This is a genomic window from Pseudomonas sp. MBLB4123 (assembly GCF_051904775.1).
Taxonomy (GTDB): domain Bacteria; phylum Pseudomonadota; class Gammaproteobacteria; order Pseudomonadales; family Pseudomonadaceae; genus Aquipseudomonas; species Aquipseudomonas benzenivorans_B.
In genome coordinates, this window is record NZ_CP196711.1 from 2,271,208 (window position 1) to 2,296,753 (window position 25,546).

27 protein-coding genes and 2 pseudogenes are annotated in these 25,546 nt (G+C 67.0%); 19 read left to right on the forward strand and 10 right to left on the reverse strand.

Going from position 1 to position 25,546, the window contains the following annotated elements; genetic code table 11:
* Positions 1 to 2 precede the first annotated feature (2 nt).
* Both ACSX1C_RS10435 and ACSX1C_RS10440 read left to right on the forward strand, forming a co-directional pair.
* Complete coding sequence (locus ACSX1C_RS10435) at positions 3 to 314, forward strand: I78 family peptidase inhibitor (RefSeq protein ID WP_439886077.1); 312 nt, start codon at positions 3 to 5, stop codon at positions 312 to 314.
* A gap of 74 nt (positions 315 to 388) precedes the next feature.
* On the forward strand, positions 389 to 1,927 hold the full coding sequence (locus ACSX1C_RS10440; RefSeq protein ID WP_439886078.1) for a sigma-54-dependent transcriptional regulator: 1,539 nt from the start codon (positions 389 to 391) through the stop codon (positions 1,925 to 1,927).
* Between the two features lie 54 nt (positions 1,928 to 1,981).
* On the opposite strand, the gene ACSX1C_RS10445 is transcribed toward ACSX1C_RS10440, so the two are convergent.
* The 4 genes from ACSX1C_RS10445 to ACSX1C_RS10460 all read right to left on the reverse strand — a co-directional run bounded on the left by ACSX1C_RS10445 (position 1,982) and on the right by ACSX1C_RS10460 (position 5,323).
* On the reverse strand, positions 1,982 to 2,893 hold the full coding sequence (locus tag ACSX1C_RS10445; RefSeq protein WP_439886079.1) for an SDR family oxidoreductase: 912 nt from the start codon (positions 2,891 to 2,893) through the stop codon (positions 1,982 to 1,984).
* A 147-nt stretch (positions 2,894 to 3,040) separates the two neighbouring features.
* The gene (locus tag ACSX1C_RS10450; RefSeq protein ID WP_439886080.1) at positions 3,041 to 3,952 is read right to left on the reverse strand and encodes an alpha/beta fold hydrolase; all 912 of its coding nucleotides are present in this window, start codon (positions 3,950 to 3,952) and stop codon (positions 3,041 to 3,043) included.
* A complete protein-coding gene (locus ACSX1C_RS10455; protein ID WP_439886081.1) occupies positions 3,949 to 4,731 on the reverse strand; it encodes a class II aldolase/adducin family protein in 783 nt (260 codons plus the stop codon). The genes ACSX1C_RS10450 and ACSX1C_RS10455 overlap by 4 nt, the downstream gene beginning before the upstream one ends.
* 136 nt (positions 4,732 to 4,867) lie before the next feature.
* Positions 4,868 to 5,323, reverse strand: coding sequence for a flavodoxin (locus ACSX1C_RS10460; RefSeq protein WP_439886082.1), 456 nt, complete (start codon positions 5,321 to 5,323; stop codon positions 4,868 to 4,870).
* A 103-nt stretch (positions 5,324 to 5,426) separates the two neighbouring features.
* Between ACSX1C_RS10460 and ACSX1C_RS10465 the strand changes: the two genes are divergently transcribed.
* Entirely contained in the window at positions 5,427 to 5,879 is a 453-nt protein-coding gene (locus ACSX1C_RS10465; protein ID WP_439886083.1) for a PAS domain-containing protein, read from the forward strand.
* A 56-nt stretch (positions 5,880 to 5,935) separates the two neighbouring features.
* Positions 5,936 to 6,544 carry a hypothetical protein gene (locus tag ACSX1C_RS10470; RefSeq protein ID WP_439886084.1) on the forward strand — a complete coding sequence of 203 codons (609 nt, stop codon included), beginning with the start codon at positions 5,936 to 5,938 and terminating at the stop codon, positions 6,542 to 6,544.
* 61 nt (positions 6,545 to 6,605) lie between these two features.
* Here the strand turns inward: ACSX1C_RS10470 and ACSX1C_RS10475 are convergent, their stop codons facing one another.
* Complete coding sequence (locus ACSX1C_RS10475; protein ID WP_439886085.1) at positions 6,606 to 7,556, reverse strand: MerR family transcriptional regulator; 951 nt, start codon at positions 7,554 to 7,556, stop codon at positions 6,606 to 6,608.
* A 421-nt stretch (positions 7,557 to 7,977) separates the two neighbouring features.
* Here ACSX1C_RS10475 and folM point away from each other — a divergent pair, with 421 nt between their 5' ends.
* The 5 genes from folM (at position 7,978) to ACSX1C_RS10500 (ending at position 10,385) form a co-directional block, all read left to right on the forward strand.
* Positions 7,978 to 8,688, forward strand: coding sequence for a dihydromonapterin reductase (folM, locus tag ACSX1C_RS10480; RefSeq protein ID WP_439886086.1), 711 nt, complete (start codon positions 7,978 to 7,980; stop codon positions 8,686 to 8,688).
* 34 nt (positions 8,689 to 8,722) lie between these two features.
* Complete coding sequence (gene folE, locus ACSX1C_RS10485) at positions 8,723 to 9,271, forward strand: GTP cyclohydrolase I FolE (RefSeq protein WP_439889400.1); 549 nt, start codon at positions 8,723 to 8,725, stop codon at positions 9,269 to 9,271.
* A 2-nt stretch (positions 9,272 to 9,273) separates the two neighbouring features.
* Positions 9,274 to 9,645, forward strand: a complete 372-nt coding sequence (folX, locus tag ACSX1C_RS10490; protein ID WP_439886087.1) for a dihydroneopterin triphosphate 2'-epimerase — start codon at positions 9,274 to 9,276, stop codon at positions 9,643 to 9,645.
* A 108-nt stretch (positions 9,646 to 9,753) separates the two neighbouring features.
* On the forward strand, positions 9,754 to 10,047 hold the full coding sequence (locus ACSX1C_RS10495; protein ID WP_439886088.1) for a DUF1244 domain-containing protein: 294 nt from the start codon (positions 9,754 to 9,756) through the stop codon (positions 10,045 to 10,047).
* On the forward strand, positions 10,044 to 10,385 hold the full coding sequence (locus tag ACSX1C_RS10500; protein ID WP_439886089.1) for a HopJ type III effector protein: 342 nt from the start codon (positions 10,044 to 10,046) through the stop codon (positions 10,383 to 10,385). The genes ACSX1C_RS10495 and ACSX1C_RS10500 overlap by 4 nt, the downstream gene beginning before the upstream one ends.
* An 80-nt stretch (positions 10,386 to 10,465) precedes the next feature.
* Here the strand turns inward: ACSX1C_RS10500 and trxB are convergent, their stop codons facing one another.
* A complete protein-coding gene (gene trxB / locus ACSX1C_RS10505; RefSeq protein WP_439886090.1) occupies positions 10,466 to 11,413 on the reverse strand; it encodes a thioredoxin-disulfide reductase in 948 nt (315 codons plus the stop codon).
* A 248-nt stretch (positions 11,414 to 11,661) separates the two neighbouring features.
* On the opposite strand from trxB, the gene cysZ reads away from it, so the two are divergent.
* A complete protein-coding gene (gene cysZ, locus ACSX1C_RS10510; protein WP_439886091.1) occupies positions 11,662 to 12,417 on the forward strand; it encodes a sulfate transporter CysZ in 756 nt (251 codons plus the stop codon).
* Positions 12,418 to 12,519: 102 nt separating this feature from the next.
* Complete coding sequence (locus ACSX1C_RS10515) at positions 12,520 to 13,713, forward strand: glycosyltransferase family 4 protein (protein ID WP_439886092.1); 1,194 nt, start codon at positions 12,520 to 12,522, stop codon at positions 13,711 to 13,713.
* 7 nt (positions 13,714 to 13,720) lie between these two features.
* Here ACSX1C_RS10515 and ACSX1C_RS10520 read toward each other — a convergent pair whose 3' ends face one another.
* The 4 genes from ACSX1C_RS10520 to ACSX1C_RS10535 all read right to left on the reverse strand — a co-directional run bounded on the left by ACSX1C_RS10520 (position 13,721) and on the right by ACSX1C_RS10535 (position 16,816).
* Positions 13,721 to 14,830, reverse strand: a complete 1,110-nt coding sequence (locus ACSX1C_RS10520; RefSeq protein WP_439886093.1) for an NADH:flavin oxidoreductase — start codon at positions 14,828 to 14,830, stop codon at positions 13,721 to 13,723.
* A 56-nt stretch (positions 14,831 to 14,886) separates the two neighbouring features.
* The gene (locus tag ACSX1C_RS10525; protein ID WP_439886094.1) at positions 14,887 to 15,480 is read right to left on the reverse strand and encodes a TetR/AcrR family transcriptional regulator; all 594 of its coding nucleotides are present in this window, start codon (positions 15,478 to 15,480) and stop codon (positions 14,887 to 14,889) included.
* A 217-nt stretch (positions 15,481 to 15,697) separates the two neighbouring features.
* Positions 15,698 to 16,180, reverse strand: coding sequence for a glutathione peroxidase (locus tag ACSX1C_RS10530; RefSeq protein ID WP_318645279.1), 483 nt, complete (start codon positions 16,178 to 16,180; stop codon positions 15,698 to 15,700).
* A 150-nt stretch (positions 16,181 to 16,330) separates the two neighbouring features.
* On the reverse strand, positions 16,331 to 16,816 hold the full coding sequence (locus ACSX1C_RS10535; RefSeq protein WP_318645278.1) for an FKBP-type peptidyl-prolyl cis-trans isomerase: 486 nt from the start codon (positions 16,814 to 16,816) through the stop codon (positions 16,331 to 16,333).
* On the opposite strand from ACSX1C_RS10535, the gene ACSX1C_RS10540 reads away from it, so the two are divergent.
* From ACSX1C_RS10540 to ACSX1C_RS10575, 8 genes and pseudogenes are all read left to right on the forward strand, one after another.
* Positions 16,785 to 17,126 (forward strand): DUF3565 domain-containing protein, encoded by a 342-nt coding sequence (locus tag ACSX1C_RS10540; protein WP_439886095.1) that lies wholly within the window; start codon positions 16,785 to 16,787, stop codon positions 17,124 to 17,126. The two genes, ACSX1C_RS10535 and ACSX1C_RS10540, sit on opposite strands and share 32 nt — an antisense overlap.
* Before the next feature lie 96 nt (positions 17,127 to 17,222).
* A complete protein-coding gene (gene pta, locus ACSX1C_RS10545) occupies positions 17,223 to 19,298 on the forward strand; it encodes a phosphate acetyltransferase (protein ID WP_439886096.1) in 2,076 nt (691 codons plus the stop codon).
* Positions 19,299 to 20,226: 928 nt separating this feature from the next.
* On the forward strand, positions 20,227 to 20,892 hold the full coding sequence (locus ACSX1C_RS10550; RefSeq protein ID WP_439889401.1) for a methyl-accepting chemotaxis protein: 666 nt from the start codon (positions 20,227 to 20,229) through the stop codon (positions 20,890 to 20,892).
* Between the two features lie 9 nt (positions 20,893 to 20,901).
* Entirely contained in the window at positions 20,902 to 21,270 is a 369-nt protein-coding gene (locus ACSX1C_RS10555) for a response regulator (protein WP_439886097.1), read from the forward strand.
* Between the two features lie 21 nt (positions 21,271 to 21,291).
* A complete protein-coding gene (locus tag ACSX1C_RS10560; protein WP_439886098.1) occupies positions 21,292 to 21,615 on the forward strand; it encodes an STAS domain-containing protein in 324 nt (107 codons plus the stop codon).
* 29 nt (positions 21,616 to 21,644) lie between these two features.
* Complete coding sequence (locus ACSX1C_RS10565) at positions 21,645 to 23,855, forward strand: chemotaxis protein CheA (protein WP_439886099.1); 2,211 nt, start codon at positions 21,645 to 21,647, stop codon at positions 23,853 to 23,855.
* A 30-nt stretch (positions 23,856 to 23,885) separates the two neighbouring features.
* A pseudogene (locus ACSX1C_RS10570) lies at positions 23,886 to 24,428 on the forward strand (Tar ligand binding domain-containing protein); the annotation flags it as partial.
* Between the two features lie 90 nt (positions 24,429 to 24,518).
* Positions 24,519 to 25,535: pseudogene (locus ACSX1C_RS10575) on the forward strand (methyl-accepting chemotaxis protein); the annotation flags it as partial.
* Positions 25,536 to 25,546: the final 11 nt, after the last annotated feature.

Genomic DNA, 25,546 nt, shown 5'->3' on the forward strand with positions numbered 1-25,546 from the left:
GCATGTCGTTCAAGCCCACCCACACCCTCGCCTGCCTGGCCGCTCTCGTTCTGCTCGGTGCCTGCAGCTCGACCGGCACGCCGGGCACCGCCGCTCGCAACGACGGCCCGACCACCTGCAGAGCCGAGGCGGTGCCGGGCATGCTCGGCAAACCGGCGACCGCCGAACGGGTCGAGCGCGCCCGCGACCAGACCGGGGCGCGGCGCGTGCGGGTGCTGGCACCCGGCGATGCGGTGACCCTGGACCATGACCCGCAGCGCCTGAACATCGAGATCGACGAGGCCGAGACGATCCAGCGCATCCACTGCGGTTGAGCGCCGCGGTTAACTAAGGCGCACGGACCGGGCATACTGCTTCACCTGCATTACGAGCCGCCCAGCCCTCCCCTATGCGCATTCACGTCACCTTTATCGACCGCGTCGGCATCACCCAGGAAGTCCTGGCCCTGCTCGGCGGGCGCAACCTCAACCTGGATGCGGTGGAGATGGTGCCGCCGAACGTCTATATCGACGCGCCGACCCTCAGCGCCGCGGTGCTCGATGAGCTGCGCGAAGCGCTGTTCAAGGTCCATGGCGTGCAGGCGGTGACCGTGGTCGACATCCTGCCCGGCCAGCGCCGGCGCCTGCAGCTCGATGCCCTGCTGGCGGCAATGAGCGACCCGGTGCTGGCGGTCGACGGCGAGGGTCGCGTGCTGCTGGCCAACCCGGCCCTGGCCGACCTGTGCGGATGCGAGCCGGAGGGCCTGCCGCTGAGCGAGCTGTTCGCCGATCCGGGCCTGCAGTCCGCCCTGCTGGAGCAGCGCTTCCGCCTGCCGCTACGCGAGGTCACCCTCAACGGCCAGGCCTTGCTGCTCGATGCCACGCCGATCAGCGAGACCGGCGACACCGGCCTGCACCAGTTGGCCGGCGGCCTGCTCACCCTGTACGCGCCGAACCGCATCGGCGAACGCCTGGCGGCGCTGCACCACGACCATGTCGAGGGCTTCGATTCGTTGCTCGGCGAGTCGGTGCCGATCCGCACCCTGAAGACCCGCGCCCTGCGCGTCGCCAGCCTCGACGCGCCGCTGCTGATCCACGGCGAGACCGGCACCGGCAAGGAACTGGTGGCACGCGGTTGCCATGCCATCAGCGCCCGGCGCAGCGCCCCCTTCCTGGCGCTGAACTGCGCGGCCCTGCCGGAGAACCTGGCCGAGAGCGAGCTGTTCGGCTATGCCCCCGGCGCCTTCACCGGCGCCCAGCGCGGCGGCAAGCCGGGGCTGCTGGAGCTGGCCAACCACGGCACGGTGTTCCTCGACGAGATCGGCGAGATGTCGCCCTACCTGCAGGCCAAGCTGCTGCGCTTTCTCAGCGACGGCAGCTTCCGCCGGGTCGGCGGCGAGCGCGAGGTCAAGGTGAACGTGCGCATCCTCAGCGCCACCCACCGCGACCTGGAGAAGATGGTCAGCGACGGCGGCTTCCGCGAGGACCTGTTCTACCGCCTCAACGTGCTCAACCTGGAGGTGCCGCCGTTGCGCGAGCGCGGCCAGGACATCCTGCTGCTGGCGCGGCACTTCATGCGCCAGGCCTGCACGCAGATTCAGCGCCTGCAGTGCCACCTGGCACCGGACACCTATCCGGCGCTGCTGGGCAACCGCTGGCCGGGCAACGTGCGCCAGCTGCAGAACGTGATCTTCCGCGCCGCGGCCATCTGCGAGAGCAACATGGTGCAGATCGACGATCTGGACATCGCCGGCACCGCCGTGGCCCCGCAAGCGGTCGAGGGCGAGATCGGCAGCCTGGAGTCGGCGGTCTCGGGCTTCGAGAAGGCCCTGCTCGAGAAGCTCTACGCCAGTCACCCGTCCAGCCGGCAACTGGCCGCCCGCCTGCAGACCTCGCACAGCGCCATCGCCATGCGCCTGCGCAAGTACGGCATACCGGGCAAGGGCTAAACTCGCCCGGCTGCCGCCCCCACGACCGCCCCAGGCGGCCGACGTTTGTGCCGTTTAGAGGGCGAAGCGCTGCAGGTTGGCCATCATCTCCTTGAGCGCCTCGATGTTGTCGGCCGGGTGCGCTGCCCCTTCGAAGTCGCAGATCTGCTGCCAGTGGGCGGCCACATCGTCGGGGCCGAAGCCGCCGCGCGGGTCGAAGCCGACGCCCAGGCTGCGCTCCCAGCGCACCTTGCCGATCCAGCCGCCGCCCACCTCGAACAGCCCGGAGGTGTCCGTGCACGCGGCGCTGCCCAGGTACACCACCAGCGGGCTGACCAGCTCGGGCTTGAGCTGCTCGAACACCTGCGGCGGGATCAGCCCCTCGGTCATGCGCGTGCCGCCGGTAGGGGCGATGGCGTTGACCAGGATATTGCTCTTGCGCCCCTCGATGGCCAGGGTGCGGGTCAGGCCGTACAGGCCGAGCTTGGCCATGCCGTAGTTGGACTGGCCGAAGTTGCCGTAGATGCCCGAGGTCGAGGCGGTGAAGACCACCCGCCCGTAGCCCTGCTCGCGCAGGTGCGGCCAGGCGGCGCGGGTGACCTTGTAGGCACCCTCGACGTGGACCTTGTAGACCAGATCCCAGTCGGCGTCCTCCATCTTGTGGAAGCTCTTGTCGCGCAGGATGCCGGCGTTGTTGACCAGCACGTCGACGCGGCCGAAGGCGTCCAGGGCGTGCTGGACGATCTTCTCGCCGTCCGTCACCGAGTCGTGGTTGGCCACCGCCGTGCCGCCGGCGGCGCGGATCTCCTCGACCACCCGGTCCGCCGCCGAGGCGTTGGCGCCTTCGCCATGGGTGCTGCCGCCCAGGTCGTTGACCACCACGCGGGCGCCATGCTTGGCGAACAGCAGGGCATGGGCACGCCCCAACCCCCCGCCGGCGCCGGTGACTATGACGACCCGGTCGGCGAATCGAACGGCTTCAGGCATGACAGGAACTCCTCGGCAGTTGTGCGATGCCTGGAGTGTCATGCAGGCGCTTGCCGGTCACAACCAAGACGATCGAGGGTGAATGGTGCGCGATAAGGGGCCGGGATAGTCGCACTCCGGCACCCGGGGCGCGCCCCTCCCCAGCGCTCAACCCCGGGCGTCGCTGGCGGCGCGACTCGCCAGCGCCTGACAAAACGCTAGATAGTGCTCCAGCACCAGCTCCGGCGCCTCGCACTGCGGGTAGTGGCCGATGCCCTCGAGCGACACGGTATCGGCCGCCGGGATCAACTGCCGATAGCGCGCCAGCATGTGCGCGCCAGAGATCGGGTCGAACGCCCCGTCGATCAGCCGCAGCGGCACCCCGCCGCGCTGCATCGCCGCCAGCCAGCGCTGCCGCAGCCGCCGGCGCTCGGGCATGTAGCGGATCAGCCGGTGCATCACCCGCGGCCCCTGGTTATGGGCGATCAGTTGCCAGAAGGCGTCCAGCTCGGCGGCATCCGGCTGGGTCTGCGGGCCGAACAGCCTGGCGAAGTTGGTCGCCAGCTGCCGGCGCCCGAACAGCCGGCCGAGCAGCGGCCCCAGGGGGCCGAGCAGCAGCTTCTGCACCAGCACGGGCCGATGGGTCTCGGGAAACAGGCCGCCGTTGAGAAACACGCAGCCGGCCAGGCGGATACGCCCTTCGTGGTGCCGCGCCAGCAGTTCCTGGGCGACGCTGTCGCCGTAGTCGTGGGCCAGCACATGGACGGCGCCGTCGACGCCCAGGTGCTGCAGCAGGGCCTGCTGCAGATCGGCCTGCTCCAGCAGGCTGTAGGCATGGCCGCGCGGCTTGGCCGAATAGCCGAAGCCGAGCATGTCGCAGGCGATCAGCCGGTACTTTTGCGCCAGTGGCCGCCACAGGCGGTGCCAATCCCAGCTGGCTGTGGGAAAGCCGTGGATCAGCAGCAGTGGCTCGGCATCCTGGGCACCCGCCGCCCAGTAACGGATGGCGTGGCCGCGAAAGGCGAAGCTCTGCGCCCGCGCGCCCCAGTCGTCCAGGGCGATGCCCGGTAGCGCAGTCACTCGGCGTAGCCCGGCAGCTGCGCATCCAACTTGCGCAGCAGCGCCGGCCAGGGCAGCGCGCCGCCCATGCCCTGGGGCGACTTCATCACCCCGGCGACCATCGCCTGGGCGCCGTCGAGAATCTGCTGGGGGATGTGGACCAGCTCGGCGCCGCCGCTCTGCGCCATGACCTGGATCTCGCAGGCGCGCTGCAGGGTGAACATCATCAGGAAGGCATCGGCGATGCTGCCGGCGGCGGTGAGCAGGCCGTGGTTGGGCAGGATCATGAAGTGCTTGTCGCCCAGATCGGCCTGCAGCCGGGCCTTCTCCTCGTGGTGCAAGGCCACACCCTCATAGCCGTGATAGGCCAGGCTCGACAGCACGAACAGCGACTGCTGCGACAGCGGCAGCAGGCCCTGCTTCTGCGCCGACACGGCGATGCCGGCGGCGGTGTGAATATGCAGCACGCAGGCGACCTCGTGGCGCACTTCGTGCACCGCGCTGTGGATGGTGTAGCCGGCCGGGTTGATGTCGAAGGGGCTGTCCATCAGCTTGTTGCCGGCCAGGTCGATCTTCACCAGGCTCGAGGCGGTGATCTCGTGGAACATCAGGCCGTAGGGGTTGATCAGGAACTCGTCGGCGCCCGGCACCTTGGCCGAGATGTGGGTGAAGATCAGATCGTCCCAGCCATACAGGGCGATCAGGCGGTAGCAGGCGGCCAGGTCGACGCGGGTCTGCCACTCGGCGGCAGACACCCGCTCCTTGAGGTTCACGGCGGGCAGGGCTTGGGCTGCGGTCATGGCGAGCTCCTCGGCAGTCATTCGGATGGACTGCCCGGGAGTCTAGCGAGGCTTGCGGCGGCGGGGAGTCGCCCTGCCAGCCAGCTTAGTGGCCCTGCGGGTCAAGGCGGCCAGCGCGACTCGGCCGGCCGCGGACTCAGGCGCGCTGCAGCGCGGCGCAGAAGTCGGCCAGCCAGGGCTCGGCGTCGCTCTCCGGGGTGACGCTCTCACTGGCATCCAGGCGCAGCATCTCGCTGACCTCGCGAATGCCTAGCTCGGCATAGAGCTCGCGCACCAGTTCGCCGCCGCCGCAGAAGGTGTCGCCGTAGCTGGCGTCGCCCAGGGCGATCACCCCGCCGGGCAGCCCGCCCCAGGCCGGCAGGTGGTCGCGAATGGTGAAATACAGCGGCTGCAGGTTATCCGGCAGCTCGCCCATGCCGGTGGTGGAGGTCACCACCAGAAAGGCCTGGGGGGCGAACGCCTGGACGTCGGCCAGGCTCGCGCGCGGGTCATGCCAGGCTTCCAGGCCGGCGGCCTGCAACAGGCGCTCGGCGTGCCGGGCGACTTCCTCGGCGGTGCCGTAAACCGACCCGGACAGGATGGCGACTTTCATAGAACAGCTCCATAACAGGCGGAAATCGCCGGGCATTATGCCGCAAGTGGACAGCCCATCCGGATGTTTTAGAATGCAACGATCAGCTTCTGGAATACGCCCCATGATCAACGCCAAACTGCTGCAACTGGTGATCGACGCCTCGGACGACGGCATAGTGGTGGCCGAGCAGGAAGGCGACGACCATATCCTCATCTACGCCAACCCCGCCTTCGAGCGGCTCACCGGCTACTGCAGCGATGAGATTCTCTACCGGGACTGCCGTTTCCTCCAGGGCGACGACCGCGAGCAACCCGGCCTGGCCATCATCCGCCAGGCGGTCAAGGACCGCCGCCCCTGCCGCCAGATCATCCGCAACTACCGCAAGGATGGCAGCCTGTTTTGGAACGAGCTGTCGATCACCCCGCTATTCAACGACGCCGACCAGCTGACCTATTACATCGGCATCCAGAAGGACGTCACCGAGCAGGTCCACGCGCAACAGCGCGTCGAGCAACTGGAGGTGCAACTGGCCGGCCTGCAGGCCGAACTGGCACTGTTGCGGGCACAGCCGTAACAAAAGGCGAATTTCATTGTCAGAGGAGGTCTAGACCCTTTGCGTAGTAAGCCTCCATGCAAAACCAACCTCTGCTGACCAAGGCAGAAAGGGACTTCATCCAGCAACTGCAACTCCAACCGACAACGGCCAAGCGCAAGAACACGCCCAACCTGCAGGTCGACGCCGGCGAGCAGCTCATGGCGTTACTGGCCAACTGCGCCGCCAACCAGCCGCTGACCATCGAGGCGTACTTCGCCAACCAGCGCCTGACCTTCACCGCGCAGTTGAGCGAGAACGACCACCACGAACAACACTTGGAACTCGGCACCCCGCAGATCTTCGACGAGGGTCCGGCCAGCCGAGCCTGGCGCCTGCCCCTGGAACCCGCCGTGGCGCTGCGCCATCGCAACGGCAGAAGCAGCGAGCTGTGGGTCCACGAACTGTCGATGAATGGGCTGCTGATCGACTATCGTGGCAAGCACAAGGCGCCCAGCCACTTCAGCCTGATCCTGCCGCTGGCCGGACACAAGCCGATCGCCATCCAGGGCGTGCTGGTGCGCCGCACGGGCGATGGCTTGCTGGCGTATCGGCTCGAGGCCTTGGACCAACGCGGCAGCGATCGCCTGTTGCAGTTCATCTACAACCAGCATCGCACGCTCTACCCGGATGCCCATCGCAGCTAGTCGAGCACTCGCCCGAGCGAGCACGCCGGCGGCGGTATAGGGCGCGGACGACGCCCCGGCTTCAGGTATCCAGGTGACCGGCGAGGAACTGCTGCAGACGCCGCTGCATCAGGCGCCCCTCGTTGCCCAGGCAGGCGACCGGCGAGCCGCGCAGGTTCTCTTCGGCCAGGTCCGCGCCGTCGCCGGCCAACAGCAACGGACAATCCAGCGCCAAGGCCAGGCGCGACAGCTGACGCGGCAGGTCGCTGCTCGGCGGCTGGTTGCTGAACAGCACCAGCGCCTGCGGCTGCATCTTGTCGCAGACCAGTGTCAGCTCCTCCAGCGGCTGCCCCAGCCCCAGCACGATCACCGCCACCTCCGGGCCGCTCAGCAGCAGGCCGGCCACCAGCAGCTCGAGCTCCCGGCAGTGACCGGGCAACGCCGCCAGCAGCACCCGCTCCCCGGCCAGGCAACGAAGATTCTGCAGGCGCTGCAGGACGCGGCCGCGCAGGAAGGTGTCGAGGAACAACCACTCGCTGGTCTGGCCGTAATCGTCCTGGCGGATCAACAGCTCCTGCCACAGCGGCAGCAGCACGTCCTGGAACACCACCGGCGGCGGATAGCAGGAAAACACCTGGCCATACAGACGATCGAGGCCGGGCTCGTCGAAGGCGGCGACCGCCCGGCGCAACTGCACCTGCCAGTCCGCCCACTCCCCCGAGCCGGCCTGCGGGTAGTCCGGCGCGGCGGCCTTCGACGCGCCGCTCTTGGCGAGTATCTTGCCGACCTTGCTGACCGCCACGCCGCGTTCGATCCATGCCAGGATGCTGCGCACCGACTCGATATCCGCCTGCGAATACAGGCGATGGCCGCTCTCGGTGCGGGTCGGCTGGATCAAGCCGTAGCGCCGTTCCCAGGCGCGCAACGTCACCGGGTTGACCCCGGTCAGGCGCGCGACTTCGCGAATGGGGAACAACTCTTCCTGCTTGAGGCCACTGGACGCGAGGGACGAAGCACCGGCGAGATCGGACATAAGAGCTATCGCGACGAAAGGATTGCCTGCATTGTAACCCAGCTCCCGGCACGCAACCCTGGACAAAATCTATACAGAACCGGGACGCGGGTCAGGATGAGCCCGCTCCATTCGGCACCGGCCCTCGCGGACCGGAGAGCCGGCCGAGCATCGGCCAGGGCAGCAGGCGCATCCCACGGCCCTAAAACCTATACACAAAGAGCATTTCGTACAATATAAGGACAAGTACTCACGACTCAGGGCTCGCCAAAAATGTCACGCCACTCAATGAAATAGCCATTCCTCAGGCCATGACGCCCCACGCAAGCCATCCGCCAGGCTTGTACAGGACCGGTCACTGGTATAACTTCGTTTCAGATCCAGTCGACGCACGCCTCCACCGCCCAGGTGCCCAGGCCCCCGTCACCAGCCCGAGCCGAGCATGAGCCCGAGTCAAGCCCCCATTCTGATCACCGGCGCCAGCCAACGTGTCGGCCTCTACTGCGCCGAGCGCCTGCTCGACGAGGGCCACGCCGTGATCGTCAGCTACCGCAGCGAACGGGAGGGCCTGCAGCGCCTGCGCGCCCGCGGTGCCCTGACGCTAGCGGCGGACTTCGCCGACGAGGCCGGCATCCTCGCCTTCATCGAGCGGCTGAAACAGCACACCGACAGCCTGCGCGCCATCGTGCACAACGCCTCGGCCTGGCTGAGCGCCCCCCCGGGACAGGAAGCCGCGGTATTCCAGAAGATGTTCAGCGTACACATGCTGGCGCCCTACCTGATCAACCTGCACTGCGCCGAACTGCTGCGCCGCTCGACGCCGGCGGACATCGTCCACATCAGCGACGATGTGGCGCGCAAGGGCAGCGCCAAGCGCCCGGCCTACTGCGCCAGCAAGGCCGGGTTGGACAGCCTGACCCTGTCCTTCGCCGCCCAGTTCGCCCCGGCGATCAAGGTCAACGGCATCGCCCCGGCGCTGATCCTGTTCAACCCCGGGGACGACGCCGAGTATCGCGCCAAGACCCTGGCCAAATCCGCCCTGGGCATCGAACCCGGACCGCAGGTGATCTATCAGAGCCTGCGTTACCTGCTGGACAACCCCTACGTGACCGGCACCACCCTCACCGTCAACGGCGGCCGCCACCTCAAGTGAGGCGCGCCGCGAGGACCCTACGATGAAGCGAGAAATGCCCGATCACTACCGCGAGATCCTCATCGGTGTCGGCGAGAACCCCGACCGCGAAGGCCTGCTGGACACGCCCAAGCGCGCGGCCAAGGCCATGCAGTACCTCTGTCACGGCTACCAGACCAGCCTCGAGGAGGTGGTCAACGGCGCCCTGTTCGCCTCCGACAACGACGAGATGGTGATGGTCAAGGACGTCGAGCTGTATTCGCTGTGCGAGCACCATCTGCTGCCGTTCATCGGCAAGGCCCATGTCGCCTACATCCCCACCGGCAAGGTGCTGGGCCTGTCCAAGGTGGCGCGGATCGTCGACATGTTCGCCCGCCGCCTGCAGATCCAGGAGAACCTCACCCGGCAGATCGCCGAGGCGGTGCAGCAGGTCACCAATGCCGCCGGCGTGGCGGTGGTGATCGAAGCCCAGCACATGTGCATGATGATGCGCGGAGTGGAGAAGCAGAACTCGCTGATGAGTACCTCGATGATGCTCGGCGCCTTCCGCGACTCGAGCAACACCCGCCAGGAATTCCTGCAACTGATTGGACGGAGCAAATGACCATGCCGCGACTGGAACCGGGAATGGCGCGCATTCGGGTCAAGGACCTGCGCCTGCGCACCTATATCGGCATCAAGGAGGAGGAGATCAACAACAAGCAGGACGTGCTGATCAACCTGACCATCCTCTACCCGGCGGTGGATGCGGTGCAGGGCAACGACATCGACCACGCGCTGAACTACCGCACCATCACCAAGGCGATCATCCGCCACGTCGAGGACAACCGCTTCGCCCTGCTCGAACGCCTGACCCAGGAGATTCTCGACCTGGTGATGGAACACGCCGCCGTGCGCTATGCCGAGGTGGAGGTCGACAAGCCCCACGCCCTGCGCTTCGCCGAGTCGGTGTCGATCACCCTGGCCGGGCACCGCTGAGGCCCGGCAGACCGCCCGGCCTTGCACGCAAGCGGGCCATTGCCGGGCGGCCGGTGGACTCTTATCATCGGCGGCGTCCCTCTCCAGCCAGTCCCCGAGAGCATTGCCATGACCGAACAAGAACGCCTCGAACTCGAGGCTGCGGCCTTCCGCAGCCTGGTCCAGCACCTGCGCAGCCGCCCAGACGTGCAGAACATCGACCTGATGAACCTGGCCGGCTTCTGCCGCAACTGCCTGTCCAAGTGGTACAAGGCCGCCGCCGACGACCTCGGCCTGCCGCTCAGTCCGGACCAGGCCCGCGAAGAGATCTACGGCATGCCCTATGCCGAGTGGAAGGCCAAGCACCAGAAGGAAGCCAGCGCCGAGCAGCAGGCGGCCTTCGACAAGGGCCAGCAGAAATGAGCGCGCTGAACGACTTCCGCGCCCGCCTGCGCGGCGAACACTTCGCCTTCGCCGAGACCCTGGCCTTCATCGAGGCGCACTACCACTACCAGCCCAGCGCCTTCCGTAACGGCACACTGGAGAACGCCGCGGGGCAGAACGAGGGCTCGTGCAAGACCCTGGGCCTGGCCCTGCTCGAAGGCCTGAGCCTGGAAGAGACCCTGCTGGGCTTCGGCGAGCACTACCGCAGCGTGCTGGCCACCCCGGACGGCAACGACCACGGCAATATCCGCGCGCTGATGGACAGCGGCCTGGCCGGCGTGCGTTTCGAGCGTGAGCCCCTCCGGCGCAAGGACTGAGCCCCCGGACCAGCTCCTACGCGCAGAAAACGCGCAGAAAAAAGCCCCGCCGCATGCGGGGCTTTTTCGTCACGCTCGCCTCACTGGCCGTCGAGGAAGCGCTCGACATCCAGGGCCGCCATGCAGCCGGCGCCGGCCGAGGTGATGGCCTGACGATAGACCTGGTCGGCCACATCGCCGGCGGCGAATACGCCGGGCACATTGGTCGCGGTGGCATTGCCGTCGCGCCCGCCGCCCACCACCAGATAGCCGTCCTTCAGCGCCAGCTGGCCCTCGAACAGCGAGGTATTGGGCGTGTGGCCGATGGCGACGAACAGGCCGTCGACCTTCAGCTCGCTACTGGCGCCGGCGGCGTGCTTCAGGCGCACGCCGGTGACGCCCAGGTTGTCGCCCAGCACCTCGTCGACCTCGGCGTTGAGCCTCAGCTCGATCTTGCCCTCGGCAATCCGCGCCTTGAGCTTGTCCTGCAGGATCTTCTCGGCGCGGAAGGTCTCACGGCGGTGCACCAGGGTCACCTTGCTGGCGATGTTGGCCAGGTACAAAGCCTCCTCCACCGCGGTGTTGCCGCCGCCGACCACCGCCACCTCGCGGTTGCGGTAGAAGAAGCCGTCGCAGGTGGCGCAGGCCGACACGCCCTTGCCCATGAAGGCTTCCTCGCTCGGCAGGCCCAGATAGCGGGCGCTGGCGCCGGTGGCGATGATCAGCGCGTCGCAGCTGTAGCTGGCGTTGTCGCCGACCAGGGTGAAGGGCTTGCCGGCCAGGTCCACCGCGTTGATATGGTCGTAGACGATCTCGGTCTCGAAGCGCTCGGCGTGCTCCTGCATGCGCTGCATCAGCGCCGGGCCGGTGAGGCCATGCACGTCCCCCGGCCAGTTGTCGACCTCGGTGGTGGTGGTCAGCTGGCCGCCGGCCTGCAGGCCGGTGATCAGCAGCGGCTTGAGGTTGGCGCGCGCGGCATAGACGGCGGCGCTGTAACCGGCCGGACCGGAGCCGAGGATGATCACCCGGGCGTGACGTGCTGCAGACATGGCGGACTCCTCCCGGCCAAGGGCCGGTGCGAATAAAAAAGGGCTAGCCGAGCACTTGGGGAAGGCTGGATAGAGGCGCTAGCCCGACAAAGGGGAACTGCCGCGCAGGCTACCCAAGCCAAGCAGACCTGGGAAATGCACTTTGCCAATGCCCCGGATAGAGAGCGGCAATAAAGACCGGGCCCCGGCTTTCCCCTGCCCGGCAAAGCCGGTAAGGTCGGCGCGACTTTCACCTGGCGGAGAATCCCATGCCTGCTCCCGTGCTATCCGGCCCGCAGTACCTCGGCGAAGGCCTGAAACTGGTGCTCAGCCCCGGCCTGCGACTGTTCGTGCTGTTGCCTCTGACGATCAACCTGCTGCTGTTCGCCGCCCTGGTCGGCTTCGCCGTGCAGCAGTTCGGCGGCTGGGTCGACACCTTCATGCCGAACCTGCCGGACTGGTTGAGCTTCCTCGAATACCTGCTCTGGCCGCTGTTCGTGGTGCTGGTGCTGCTGATGGTGTTCTTCAGCTTCACCATGCTGGCCAATGTGATCGCCGCGCCTTTCAACGGCTTCCTCGCCGAGAAGGTCGAGGTGGTGGTGCGCGGCCAGGACAACTTCCCGCCCTTCAGCTGGGCCGAACTGCTGGCCATGGTGCCGCGCACCCTCGGCCGCGAGGCGCGCAAGCTGGCCTACTTCCTGCCACGGGCCATCGGCCTGCTGATCCTCACCTTCATCCCGGTGGTCAACCTGGTGGCCGCTCCGTTGTGGCTGCTGTTCGGCGTGTGGATGATGGCCATCCAATATATCGACTACCCGGCGGACAACAACAAGATGAGCTGGCAGGACATGCTCGCCTGGCTGCGCGAGAAGCGCTGGCAGAGCCTGGGCTTCGGCGGCATCACCTACGCCGCACTGTTGGTGCCGGGGCTGAACATCCTGATGATGCCGGCGGCGGTGGCCGGCGCCACGCTGTTCTGGGTGCGCGAGCGCGGCGAAGGCGCTGTCACACCGGTGCAACGCTAACGTCATAGTCACTACATGACGGCGGCCGACACTGCCGTCATGAGCACACTCCCCCTGTAGATCGCCCTGATCAGCGAAACCTTCCCGCCGGAAATCAACGGTGTGGCCAACACCCTCGGCCGCCTGACCGAGGGCCTGCGCGCCCGCGGCCATCGTCTGCAGCTGGTGCGCCCGCGCCAGGCCAGCGACCAGGACCGGAAGAGCGACGCGCAGCTGCTGCTGACCCGTGGCTGGCCGCTGCCAGGCTACCCGGGCTTGCAGTGGGGCCAGTCGGCCCTGCGCAAGCTGCTGCACCACTGGCGGCAACGCCGGCCGGACGTGCTCTATATCGCCACCGAAGGCCCGCTGGGCCTGTCCGCCTTGCGCGCCGCCAGGCGCCTGCGGATTCCGGTGGTCAGCGGCTTTCACACCAATTTCCAGCAGTACAGCGGCCACTACGGCGTCGGCCTGCTGACCCGCGCCCTGACCGCCTATCTGCGCTGGTTCCACAACCGTACGCGCCTGACCCTGGTGCCCAGCCCCTGCCAGCAACTCGAATTGCAGCGACGCGGCTTCCAGCGTCTGGAGCTGCTGGCCCGCGGCGTCGACGGCCGGCTGTTCCACCCGGCCAAGCGCTCGGCCGAGCTGCGGCGCAGCTGGGGCCTGGCCGAGGAGGATATCGCCGTGCTGCACGTCGGCCGCCTGGCCGCGGAGAAGAACCTAGGGTTGCTGGTGCAGAGCTTTCGCGCCTTGCAGGCGGCCCAACCGCAGCGGCGCCTGAAACTGATTCTGGTGGGCGACGGCCCGCAGCGTGTCGGCCTCCAGCAGCAGCTGCCGGACGCCCGGTTCTGCGGCCTGCAGCGCGGCGAGGCGCTGGCCGCCCACTACGCCTCGGGCGACCTGTTCCTGTTTCCCAGTCTCTCGGAAACCTTCGGCAACGTGGTGCTCGAAGCCCTGGCCTCCGGCCTCGGCGTGGTGGCCTTCGACCAGGCCGCAGCCGCCCAGCATATCCGTCACGGGCATAACGGCGCGCTGGCCAACGCGGCAGACGAGCAGGGGTTTATCGACGCGACGCAGTGGTTGCTGGATGAACCGGAGAGCCTGCGCCGGGTACGCCTGAACGCCCGCCAGCATGCGGCGCGTCAGGGCTGGGAGGCGATAGTCGCCCGGTTCGAACGGTACCTGCACGGCGTCGCGACCCAGGCCACGCACGGCAGGGCGAACACGTCCCCGGTCCCCCATGCCGCTTCGAATAAAAAAAGCCCCGATATGTCGGGGCTTGAGGAGCCCTGCGCCGTGGTCCGGCGCAGTCGCTGAACCCGTCTTACACCAGGCTCATCAACGCCTGGCGGCTGAACGGCAGGATGTCCGCCTCGCGGCCGTCGCGCACCTTCACCGCCCAGTCCGGGTCGACCAGCAGCGCGCGGCCGACGGCCACCAGGTCGAACTCCTGCTGGTGCAGGCGCTCGAGCAGGCCCTCGAGTTTGGCCGGCTGGGCCACCTTGTCGGTGTTGACCATGAACTGCAGGAACTCGCCATCCAGGCCGACGCTGCCCACCGTGATGGTCGGCTTGCCGGTCAGCTGGCGGGTCCAGCCGGCCAGGTTGAGCGCGGAACCCTCGAATTCCGGCTCCCAGAAACGCCGGGTCGAACAGTGGAAGATGTCCACCCCGGCCGCGGAAAGCGGCTCGAGGAAGGCCGCCAGGGCCTCGGGGGTCTGTACCAGGCGCGCGCCGTAGTCCTGCTGCTTCCACTGCGAGAAGCGGAAGATGATCGGGAAGTCCGGACCGACCGCGGCGCGCACCGCCTGGATCAGCTCGATGGCGAAGCGCGAGCGCCCGGCCAGGTCGCCGCCGTACTCGTCGCTGCGCTGGTTGCTGCCCTCCCAGAAGAACTGGTCGATCAGGTAGCCGTGGGCACCGTGGATCTCCACCCCGTCCATGCCGATGCGCTGGGCATCCCGGGCGGCCTGGGCGAAGGCGGCGATCACCTCCCGGATGTCGGCCTTGCTCATGCCATGGACGATGAGCTTGCCGTCCTTGAGCTTCTCGCTCGGGCCATAGCCCGGCACCTCGGCGTCCGGCTCGGTGCCGAGCTTGCGCACGTTGCCCACATGCCACAGCTGCGGGACTATCTTGCCGCCCTCGGCGTGCACCGCCTCGACCACCTGCCGCCAGCCGGCCAGGGCGTCCTCGCCGTAGAAGCGCGGCACGTTGGGGTAGCCGTTGGCGGCCTTGTGGCCGACCGTGGTGCCCTCGGTGACGATCAGGCCGACCCCGGCGGCGGCGCGGCGCCGGTAGTACTCGACGACCTTGGCGTTGGGCACCCCGCCCGGCGAGAAGGAGCGGGTCATCGGCGCCATCACCACGCGGGTCGGCAGCTCCAGGGCGCCGAGGCTGAAGGGTTGGAACAGGGCTTGTACCGGGGCGTTCATGGTTGCTCCTCTGGGCCGGCCAGGCGACCGGTCGTCTCGTTCGAAGGGGTAAGGGATCAGGCCGCGAGCAGTCGCTCGAGGCGCCGCAGGAAGTCGTCCAGCACGCGGGTATTGCTGGCCACCTTGAGGCGGGTCAACGCGCCCTGCCAGGCATGGCCGATGAAGCCGGCGAGATTGCCGCAGTCCTCGTCCGCCGCCAGCTCGCCGGCGGCCTGGGCCTGCTCCAGACAGGCCTGCAGGATATCCGCCGAGCGCTGCAGGATGGCGTCGACTTCGGCACCGATGGCCGGCGACAGCTCGGCCATCTCGAAACTCAGGCTGCCGATGAAGCAGTGGTACTCGAGGCGCTCCTGGCGGGCGAAATGCGCCACCAGTTCGGCGTAATAATCGAGGATGCGCTGGCGCGGGCTCAGCGCCGGATTCGCCAGGGCCTCGGCGTAGCGCGCAAGGCGCGGCGCGTAGACCTGCTGCAGGGCCTGCAGGGCGAAGTCCTCCTTGCTGGCGAAGTAGTGGTAGAAGCTGCCCTTGGGCACACCGGCGGCCTGGACGATCTCCTGCACGCCGGCGCCGTGATAGCCGCGCCGGGTCATCACCTCGGCGCCCTTGGCGAGGATCAGGTCACGCTTGTCGAGTCGGATGCTACTGGTCATGGCGGCGAGCATATGACCGGTCGTCTCGCCCGCCCAGCACTATTGATGGCCGTGATTAACGACGAAAAGCGCCAAGCCTGTGCAGGCCGGATAGCTGAGGATCAGTCGAGAAGCCGCGCCCGTGGGCACGAGAAAAAGCGGGGGAGCGGCTGATAGCCGAAATTGCAGAGCGGCGCTCGCGTCGGCGCGGCGCAGGTGCCGACGCGAGCGGCGCCAGTCAGCTCAGGGCGTTTTCGATGGCCTGGACCAGGGCCGGGTCGTCCGGGGCGGTACGCGGCGAGAAACGCGCCAACACCCGACCATCCTGGCCCACCAAAAACTTCTCGAAGTTCCAGGTGATGTCGCCGGGAAACTCCGCGCCCTCGCCCGCCAGCAGGCGATACAGCGGATGACGCTCGGGGCCGTTGACCTCCAGCTTGCTGCCCAGGGGAAAACTCACCCCGTAGTTCAGGCTGCAGAACTCACGAATGGCCGTCTCGCTCTCCGGCTCCTGGCCGGCGAACTGATTGCACGGAAGCCCCAGCACACTGAAACCGCGCGAGCGGTACTGCTGATAGAGCTTCTCCAGACCGGCGTACTGCGGGGTCAGGCCACACTTGGAGGCGACGTTGACCACCAACACCACCTGCCCCTTGAAAGGAGCCAGCGGCAACTCCTCGCCATCCAGTGCACGCAGATTGAGGTCGTGAAAGGCACTCATGACTAACTCCTTGAAACTGCAGCGGAAAAGGTACCTGGGACAGAAAAGGCGCCGTTGTCGGGCGCCTTTTCGTTGTACTCAGCGTAGCAGGCGCCGGGGCAGTCGGGACAACCGAAAGTCGTCTCGCCTCGGCACCGGGCGCGGCCAGAATCAGTGGTGGTGACCACCCTCGCCATGGATGTGACCGTGGGCCAGTTCCTCTTCGCTGGCGTCACGCACCGCCACCACCTTGACCTGGAAGTTCAGGCGCTGGCCGGCCAGCGGGTGGTTGCCGTCGACGATCACGTCGTCGCCGTCCAGTTCGCGGATGGTGACGATCTGCATGCTGCCGTCCGGGCCGGAGGCGTGGAACTGCATGCCGACTTCCAGCTCGTCGACGCCCTCGAACATCGAGCGGTTGAGGGTCGCGACCAGCTCGGCGCTGTACTCGCCGTAGGCATCTTCCGGCTCGACGGCCACCTTCAGCTCGTCACCGGCCTGCTTGCCGAGCAGGGCCTTTTCCAGGCCGACGATGATATTGCCGGCGCCATGGAGGTAGACCAGCGGCGCGCCGCCAGCGGAACTATCGATCACCTCACCGGCATCGTTGGTCAGGGTATAGTCGATGGAGACGGCCTTGTTGGCGGCGATCAGCATGGGGCGAGACCTTTTGCATAAGAAGAATGAACGCACGAGTGTAACCAAGGGCTCGCGCGAAAGCGACCCGAGGCCGGCCCTTTGCCAGACGGGCGGCGCCGTGCGCCTGCTGGATCTGCGCCAGGACGAGGAGGGTCATTGGGTGGCCGTGTTGTCCTGCGGTCACACCCAGCACCTGCGCCATCAGCCACCGTGGCAAAATCGCGCCTGGGTGCTCGATCCCGTCCTGCGCGACGCCCGGCGCGGCCAGCGGTTCATCTGCGGCTGGTGCCGCAACGCCAGTGCGGACGAAAGCGGCGAAGCGCACTAGCCCCGGCACGCTCCGTCCCGAGCGGGTCGAGCAGACCGACACAAGACTCAACAGTGGTTAACGGCGCCGACGAGCGCCTCCTGCCAGGAACCCTTCATGCATTGCTTCTTCATCGCGCCGACCGGCTTCGGCGTCGGCCTCACCTCCACCAGCCTCGGCCTGGTCGGTGCCCTGGAACGCGCCGGCCTCAGGGTCGGCTTCTTCAAGCCCGTCGCCCAGCCGCACCCGGGCGACACCGGCCCGGAACGCTCCAGCGCGCTGATCGCCCGCACCCACGGCCTGCACTCGCCCGAGCCCCTGGCGCTGAGCCGGGTGGAGCAGATGCTCGGCGACGGCCGGCTGGACGAGCTATTGGAGGACATGCTCGAGCGCTATCGGCAGGCCGCGGCGGGCAAGGACGTGGTCATAGTCGAAGCCATGGTGCCGACCCGCCACACCAGCTACGCGGCGCGGGTCAACTTCCACCTGGCCAAGAGCCTGGATGCCGAGGTGATCCTGGTTTCGGCGCCCGAGCAGGAGAGCCTGGGCGAGCTGTGCGACCGCCTGGAGATCCAGGCGCAGCAGTTCGGCGGCACCCAGGACCCCAAGGTGCTCGGCGTGATCCTCAACAAGGTGCGTAGCGAAGACGGGAGCGCGGCCTACGCCCAGCGCCTGCGGGAATGCTCGGCGCTGCTGCGCGGCGAGCACTTCCGCCTGCTCGGCTGCATTCCCTGGCAGGACGAACTGAACGCCCCGCGCAGCCGCGACATCGCCGAACTGCTCGGCGCGCGGATGCTCAACGCCGGCGACTACGAGCAGCGCCGGGTGCTACAGATCGTGCTCTGCGCCCGCGCCGTGGCCAACACGGTGCAGCTGCTCAAACCCGGCACCTTGGTGGTCACCCCGGGCGACCGCGACGACATCATCCTCGCCGCCAGCCTGGCCGCGATGAACGGTGTGCCGCTGGCCGGGCTGCTGCTGTGCAGCGACTTCAACCCCGACCCGCGGATCATGCAGCTGTGCCGCGGCGCACTGGCCAGCGGCCTGCCGGTGATGACCGTGAGCAGCGGCTCCTACGACACCGCCACTCACCTGAACCGGCTGAACAAGGAAATTCCCCTGGACGACCGCGAACGCGCCGAGAAGGTCGCCGAATTCGTCGCCGCTCACGTCGACCACGACTGGCTGCGCAGCCGTTGCGGCGACTCGCAGGCATTGCACCTGTCGCCCGCGGCGTTCCGCTACCAGCTGCTGCAACGGGCCATGGCGGCGAACCGGCGCATCGTCCTGCCGGAAGGCAGCGAACCGCGCATCGTACAGGCCGCCGCCCTGTGCCAGGCCCGCGGCATCGCCCGCTGCGTGCTGCTGGCCAAGCCCGAGGAGGTCCAGGCCGTTGCCCAGGCCCAGGGAGTCGAGCTGCCGCCGGGACTGGAGATTCTCGACCCGGACCTGATCCGCGCCCGCTACGTCGCGCCCATGGTCGAGCTGCGCCAGGGCAAGGGCCTCAACGCGCCGATGGCCACCGCGCAACTGGAAGACAACGTGGTGCTCGGCACCATGATGCTGGCCCTGGACGAGGTCGACGGCCTGGTCTCCGGCGCCGTGCACACCACGGCCAACACCATTCGCCCGGCCTTGCAGCTGATCAAGACCGCACCGGGCTACCAACTGGTGTCCTCGGTGGTCTTCCTGCTGCTGCCGGACCAGGTGCTGGTGTATGGCGATTGCGCGGTCAACCCACAGCCGACTGCCGAGCAACTGGCGGAGATCGCCCTGCAGAGCGCCGACTCGGCCAAGGCCCTGGGCATCGAGCCGCGGGTGGCAATGCTCAGCGGCGCCAGTGACGCCACGGACACCCCCGACGACCTCGACAAGGTCCGCGAAGCGGCCCGCCTGGCACGGCTCCAGCGGCCCGATCTGGCCCTCGACGGCCCCCTGCCCTACGCTCCCCAGTGGCCGCAGGAGCCGCACAGCCCACCGGTCGAGCGGGCCACCGTCCTGGTGTTTCCCGACCTGGACAGCGGCAACAGCGCCTACAAGGCGCTCCAGCGCAGCGCCGACTGCGTCAGCTTCGGACCGATGCTGCAGGGCCTGCGCAAGCCGGTGAACGACCTGGCGCGCGGCGCCCTGGTCGACGACATCCTCTACACCATCGCCCTGACCGCAGTGCAAGCGGCCAGCTTGCCCAACTGACCCCCTGGCCCGGCGGCAAGCCGGGCCTCGAGACACGCCATCGAGCCCTGCGCTGCAAGCAGCGCTCACGGCACCGCCGCCCTGGCAGACGACCCAGGCGCCGAGGCGCGTCATCCCAGGGCCCGGCCGTCGCGCAGCCGATGAAATCCCTCCGCCCGCCCCTGCACCTTTCACAAAACTTGACTACGCTGATAAACGTCTCGCGGCAGCGCGGCAGATTGCCATCAGTGCCGAGCAGTCTGGCGGCCGGCCCCTTCGCCTCGTCGTGGAAACGCCGGAGCTTGGGCCAAGAGCTGCAACAGTGTCCGGGAAACGCCTCTATCGACATAGCCGCATCAGCGGTGCTGATCAGATCAAGGACGATTAGATGCCTGCCGATGCCATCACGCACAGCACCACTCCGGGCCGGGACCATCCCCTTGTTCTGACCTGGCCGGCCCTGGCGACCGCCATGCTGGGCAGCGCCCTGTTCCTGGCCACTGCCGGCTTCAACACGACCTCAATGCTCGCCACCCTCGTCCTGCTCGCCTGCGGCGCCGGTGCCTGCGCCTGGATGGTCCGTTGTCACCGTAGCCAGCTCGAGCAGGCGTTGAGCCAGGCGCTTGACGACCGTCAGTCGTCACGCCAGGCCGCCAAAGCCGATGCGCTAGCCCGTGGCCTGGAAGCCGTCTGCCTGGAGGCGATGCCGATCTGGACCAAGCAGGTGGAAAGCTCCCGCAGCCAAACCGAGCAGGCCATAGTCGCCCTGAGCAACCGCTTCTCCGGCATCTACAGCAAGCTGGAGGACACCATACAGGCGTCGCAGCAGACGGCCGGCGACCTGGCGGGCGACGGTCAAGGTTCGGCATTGGCCACGCTGGCGCAGAGCGAGCGAGACCTCACTCGGGTGATCGACTCGCTCAAGGCCACCCAGCAGAGCCGCGACGAAATGCTCGCCCAGGTTCGCGGCCTGACCGACTACACCGGCGAACTGCAGACCATGGCCGCACAGGTCGCCACCATTGCCGCACAAACCAACCTGTTGGCACTCAATGCCGCGATCGAGGCGGCTCGCGCCGGCGAAGCCGGCCGCGGCTTCGCCGTGGTGGCCGATGCCGTACGCACCCTGTCGACGCTCTCCAGCCAGACCGGAGAGAAAATGTCGGCCACCGTGGACATCGTCAACAACGCCATCAATCACCTGGTCGAGGTGGCCACCAGCACGGCAGAGCACGACAGTCATTCCGTGGCGAGTTCCGAGGCCGGTATTCGCCAGGTACTCGATAGCTTCCACGGCATTACCCAACGCTTGTCGAATTCGACCGAACTGCTCCAGAGCGAAAGCGCCGGCATTCGCGACGAGATCAGCGAAGTCCTGGTGGCCCTGCAGTTCCAGGACCGGGTCAGCCAGATCCTGAGCCATGTGCGCGACAACATGGATGCTCTGCACCGACAGCTGCAGCAATGCCAGCGCGACCCGGAGTTGCGCGAGCAGATCGATGCCCAGGCCTGGCTGGCAGACATGGAGTTGACCTATGCCACCGACGAACAGCGGCAAATCCATCATGGCCAAAGCGCCAGCTCGGCCAAGGAACAGGAAATCACCTTCTTCTAGGAGTGCCCCATGGCTAAAACCGTAATGGTCGTCGACGACTCCAGCAGTGTTCGCCAGGTGGTCAGCATCGCCCTGAAGGGCGCCGGCTACGAAGTGATCGAAGCCAGTGACGGCAAGGATGCACTGGCCAAGCTGACCGGGCAGAAGATTCACCTAATGATCAGCGACGTGAACATGCCCAACATGGATGGCATCACCCTGGTCAAGGAGGTGAAGAAGATGGCCAACTACCGGTTCACCCCGATCATCATGCTCACGACCGAATCCCAGGAGGCGAAGAAGCTGGAGGGCCAGGCGGCCGGGGCCAAGGCCTGGGTGGTCAAACCCTTCCAGCCGGCGCAGATGCTGGCCGCCGTTTCCAAACTGGTTCTGCCTTGAGCCGCCGAGCCGGGAGCCCCCATGAGCATCCATGTGCAAAGCGACAGCGGCCTTTGCCTGCTGCACATCGAAGGTGAGATGAGCATCTACACCGCAGCTGAGCTCGGGGCGCAGCTGTTGCCACACCTGCAGCACCAAGCGCAGCTGGAAATCGACCTGTCCCAGGTCAGCGAACTGGACAGCGCCGGCCTGCAGTTGCTGATCCTGGCCAAGCGCGAAGCGGCCCACAACGGCGCCTCCTTGCGGCTGACCGGCCACAGCCGCGCGGTCCTGGAGGTCTTCGACCTCTGCAATCTCGCCGCGTTCTTTGGCGACCCCCTGGTGATTTCCGACTCGACCCACTAGCTGTCCTCACCTAGAAAGAGGAGTCCGGTGTGAGCATAGATCTCGAGCAGGCCCTGCAGACTTTCATCCAGGAAGCCCGCGAGCTGCTGCAGGACATGGAGCAATCGCTGCTGCGCCTGGAAAGCGCCCCGGGCGACCGCGACATCCTCGGGGCGATATTCCGCGCCGCGCACACCATCAAGGGCTCCGCCGGCTTGTTCGGCCTGGATGCGATCGTCGGCTTCACCCATCTAGTCGAAGACCTGCTGGACCAGGTGCGTGACGGCACCCTTGCCATCAGCGACGAGCTGGTCGAACTGCTGCTCGAGTGCGGCGACCATATGCAGACGCTGATCGAAGTCGTCGCCGAGCGGGGGGAACAGCCGGACGCCTCGACGCTGAGCCGCGAGAACCTCCTGCGCCAACGCCTGCACGCCTATCAGGGTGCCCTGCCGGCTACAGCCGACGCGGCCATTGCCTCCTACGATTCGGATCGGCTGACCCAGGTTTGTGGCGACGACAACGCGGCCTCCGACCTCTGGCACATCTCCCTGCGCTTTGGCCAGGAAGTGCTGCGCAATGGCATGGACCCCCTGTCGTTCCTGCGCTATCTCAACAGCCAGGGCGATATCGTCCACATCACCACCCTGGCCGACGGCATGCCCCGGGCCGATGCAATGGACGCCGAGGCCTGCTACCTCGGTTTCGAGATCGACTATCGGTCTTCTGCCGATAAAGCGACCATCGCCGAGGCCTTCGACTTCGTTCGCGACGACTGCCTGATCCACATACTGCCGCCGCACAGCAAGATCGCCGAATACATCGAACTCATCCACAACCTGCCCGAAGACGCCACGCGCCTAGGCGAACTGCTAGTCGGCAGCGGCGCCCTCACGCCCCAAGAGCTGGAAAACGGCTTGCGCCAGCAGCGCGCCAACAGCGCACCAAGCGGCCCCGCCTCCCCCCTCGGGGAAATCCTCGTCGAGCAACGCGCGGTGGAGCCGGCCCTGGTCCAGGCCGCACTGCACAAGCAAGGCCAGATTCAGGAACACAGGAGCAAGGAAAACCGCTATATCCGCGTCCAGGCCGACAAACTGGACCAACTGATCAACCTGGTCGGCGAACTGGTGATCGCCGGCGCCGGCGCCAGCCTGATCGCCCGCAGCTGCCAGAACGATGCCCTGCAAGAATCGACCGCGATCGTCTCCGGGTTGGTTGAAGAGATCCGCGACAGCGCCCTGAACCTGCGCATGATCCCCATAGGCGACACCTTCAATCGCTTTCAACGGGTCGTACGCGACGTCACTCACGAACTGAACAAGGACATCGAACTGCTGATCACCGGCGGCGATACCGAGCTCGACAAGACGGTCGTGGAGAAGATCGGCGATCCGCTGATGCACCTGCTGCGCAACGCCATGGATCATGGCATCGAATCGCCCCAGGAACGCCAGGCCGCCGGCAAGCCGGCGAAAGGACGGCTGAGCCTGAATGCCTACCATGACTCCGGCAGCATCGTCATCGAAATCAGCGACGATGGCCGTGGCCTCGACCGCCAGCGCATCCAGCAGAAAGCCGTGGAGCGGGGCCTGCTCGCCGCGACGGCGAGCCCCTCGGAGCAGGAGGTCTACAACCTGATCTTCGAGCCGGGCTTCTCCACCGCGACGACGGTCACCAACCTGTCCGGACGCGGGGTCGGCATGGACGTGGTCAAGCGCAATATCACCGCGCTCCGAGGCAACCTGGACCTCGACAGCCAACCCGGCCAAGGCATGACCGTGCGCATCCGCCTGCCCCTCACCCTGGCGATCATCGATGGCTTCCTGGTTGGCGTCGGCCAGGCCAGCTATGTGGTGCCGCTGGAACGGGTGCAGGAATGCGTCGAGCTGTCCGGTGAGGACCGCCGCACGACCCGCGAACGCGGCTACCTCGACCTGCGCGGCGAAGTGCTGCCGCTGGTGTTCCTGCGCGACTACTTCAACACGGGCGGTCGGCCAGAGCGCCGCGAGAACGTCGTGGTGGTGCATTGCGGCGAGCACAAGGCCGGCGTGGTCGTGGACGAACTGCAGGGCGAATTCCAGACCGTGATCAAGCCGCTGGGCAAGCTGTTCAGCGCCCTGCGCGGCATCAGCGGCTCGACCATTCTGGGAAACGGCGCGGTGGCCCTGATTCTCGATGTACCGGTATTGGTTCAGCAGATTGCCCAGCAGGAAAGCCGACGTTCATCGGCACGGGCCTCTTTGCCTGTGCCGGCTCGCTGATGTGTTTCATACCCTTCCAGGAGTCACACCATGTTGAAGAATCTAAGCATCAAGCTGCGGTTGTTGGCGCTCCTCGGCGTGATGGGCGTGTTGCTGGTCACTGTGGGGGTGATCGGGCTGTATGGCATGCACAGCAGCAATGCCGGGCTGCTGACCGTGTACAACGATAGGGTCGTGCCCCTGCAACAGCTCAAGAGCATCGCCGACGACTATGCCGTCGCCGTGGTCGATGCGGTCAACAAAAGCAATGCCGGCATCATGACCGCCGAGCAGGCCTTGGACAGCGTCAATGCCGCCAGCGAACAGATCGACACCCTGTGGCAAGCCTACATGGCCACGGCCCTGACCGAGGAGGAGGCGCAGCTGGCCGCCGAAGCACAGCAGCTCTTCACGCTGGCCAATCAGGACGTGGCGAGCCTCACCCGCTTTCTCGAGGCGAACGCGGGGGACATGAAGGGCCGCCTGGACCAGTTCGACGGCGGGCTCTACCGCTCCATCGACCCGATCAGCAACAAGATCACCGAACTGATCACCCTCCAACTGGAAATCGCCAAGGCGGAATACGACAAGGCCCAGAGCACCTACGAAAACATCCGCCTCCTGACAACAGTCGCGACCCTGCTGGCGCTGGCACTGGCCGCGCTGTTCGGCACCCTGCTGGTGCGCAAGATCACCCGCTCGCTCAACCAGGCGCAGGATGTGGCCCATCAACTGTCCGCCGGCAACCTGGCCGTGCGCATAGAGATCGACTCGGATGACGAGGTTGGCCGCCTGCTGGCGGCCATGCAGAGCATGGTCGGCAAACTGGCGCAGATCATCGGCGAAGTGCGCGGCGCCGCCGACAACCTGGCCAGCGCCTCGGAGGAGGTCAGCGCCACGGCCCAGGCCATGAGTCAGGCCACCAGCGAGCAGGCCGCCAGCGTCGAAGAAACCAGCGCCTCGATCGAACAGATGAGCGCCAGCATCAACCAGAACACCGACAACGCCAAGGTCACCGACGGCATGGCCAGCAAGGCCGCCAAGGAAGCCAGCGATGGCGGCGAGTCCGTGCAGCAGACCGTCAGTGCCATGAAGCAGATCGCCCAGCGCATCGGAATCATCGACGATATCGCCTATCAGACCAACCTGCTGGCACTCAACGCCGCCATCGAGGCCGCACGTGCCGGCGAGCATGGCAAGGGCTTCGCCGTGGTGGCGGCCGAGGTGCGCAAGCTGGCCGAACGTAGCCAGGTCGCCGCCCAGGAGATCGGCGAACTGTCCTCCAGCAGCGTGGAGCTGGCCGAGAAAGCCGGCAAGCTGCTGGACGCCATGCTGCCCTCGATCAACAAGACCTCCGACCTGGTGCAGGAAATCAGCGCCGCGTCCGAAGAACAGGCCTCCGGGGTCGCCCAGATCAATACGGCGATGATTCAGCTGAACCAGGTCACCCAGCAGAACGCCTCCAGCAGCGAGGAGCTGGCCGCCACCGCCGAGGAGATGAGCAGCCAGGCCGAGCAGCTGCAGCAGGCCATGAGCTTCTTTACCGTAGAAACGCCAGGCGCGAGCCTGCAGAAAGAAGCCGCGCCCCGCCGAGCCGTGGCCTCAGGCAAGCAGCCGGCTCACCGGCCTGCATACCCATCCTCGGCGAACAGCCAGCCGATGGCGAGCAGTCCGGCAGAAGCCGAATTCACCCGGTTCTAAGTGGAGGTCGA